The sequence below is a fragment of the Streptomyces sp. NPDC047072 genome, assembly GCF_040643855.1.
In the GTDB taxonomy this organism is placed as follows: domain Bacteria; phylum Actinomycetota; class Actinomycetes; order Streptomycetales; family Streptomycetaceae; genus Streptomyces.
Genome location: NZ_JBEYVC010000372.1, coordinates 1 through 1,260, shown reverse-complemented (window position 1 = coordinate 1,260; position 1,260 = coordinate 1). Strand labels below are relative to the sequence as shown.

General features: G+C 74.1%; 1 protein-coding gene. It reads left to right on the top strand.

The genetic code is table 11. From position 1 onward, the window contains the following. Positions 1-60 precede the first annotated feature (60 nt). A complete protein-coding gene (locus tag ABZ896_RS52775; RefSeq protein WP_360946692.1) occupies positions 61-1,257 on the top strand; it encodes an ALF repeat-containing protein in 1,197 nt (398 codons plus the stop codon). Positions 1,258-1,260: the final 3 nt, after the last annotated feature.

Below are 1,260 nucleotides of genomic sequence, written 5' to 3'. Positions count from 1 at the left end.
GTGTCACCCACGACCAGTTCGGGCTCGGCACCGTCGTCGGGGTCAAGGGCACGGGCGCCAATGCCGAGGCCACGGTCGGCCGAGGCCACCAAGCAGGCCGCCGCCGCCAAGGCCGCCGCCGACACCGCCACCAAGGCGGTCGCCACGGCGGAGAAGACCGCGGCCATCGCGCGCGAGACCGAGGCCGAGGACCTGAAGACCCGCACCGACGCGGGTGTCGAGGCCGCCATGACGGACAAGTCCACGGCCGACACCTTCACCGCCGAGGTCGCCGGGACGGTGGTCGAGGGCCAGGCGATCGTCGACGACACCAAGGCCCTGACCGTCGAGGCGGACAAGCCCGACGCCGACCGGGCCGCCGTCGCCGCCAAGGGCCGCGCGGTCGCGATGCGGGCGCTGAAGTACTTCGGCTCCTGGCGCAAGGACGCGGCCGCGCAGGCCCTGTCCGGTACCGACGCCGACGTCCTCGCCTACCTGCGGACCGGCTGGGACAAGGCCGTCGTGGACGAGACGCGCCAGCAGGTCGCCGACCTCGCCTCCGGCAGCCCGTACGAGGCGGTCCGCACCGCCGCGACCGAGGCGCTGAAGGGCACCGACCAGCAGATCCTCGACTTCTACAGCACCGGGCAGCACCAGGCGGCCAACGCCGACTACCGCGTCGCGGTCACCAAGCTGGCCAACGACGGCGGACCGGGCGTCAAGGAGGGCGCCACCAAGGCCCTCCAGGACGGCAGTACGACGGCCCTGCTCGGCTTCCTCAACAGCGGCCGGTACGAGGCACAGCAGGCCGACGAGCGGGTGGTCGCCACCCGGCTCTTCAACGAGGGCGGGCCCGAGGTCAAGGCCGCCGCCAAGATCGCGCTGGCCGGTTCCGCCGACGAGGTCCACGCCTTCGTCGAGGCGGGCCAGTACATGGCCGTCCAGAAGGACGCGCTCGCCGCCACCCACGTCGCCCAGATCGACCGGCTCATCGCCGAGGGGCAGCAGGTCGCGGCCACCGCCCGGTACAACGCCGCGCTCGCCGCCAAGGCCGCCGCCGAGGCCAGGAACGCCGCCGAGGACGCCAAGGCGGCCGCCGCCGAGGCCGACGCCAGCGCCAAGCAGGCCGAGGGCTACGCCACCGCCGCCGACAGCGCGGCCGACCGCGCCGAGACCAGCGCCCAGCAGGCCAAGGCGTCCGCGACCACGGCACGCGCCGCCACCAGCAGTTCGTTGTCGCGGACCTGGATCAGACGGCCGATCCAACGGGTGCCGTAGCGG

What these genes read in the sequence shown, in the direction of transcription:
- ABZ896_RS52775 (WP_360946692.1), top strand. Translation starts at nt 61, where the DNA reads ATGCCGAGGCCACGGTCGGCCGAGGCCACCAAGCAGGCCGCCGCCGCC.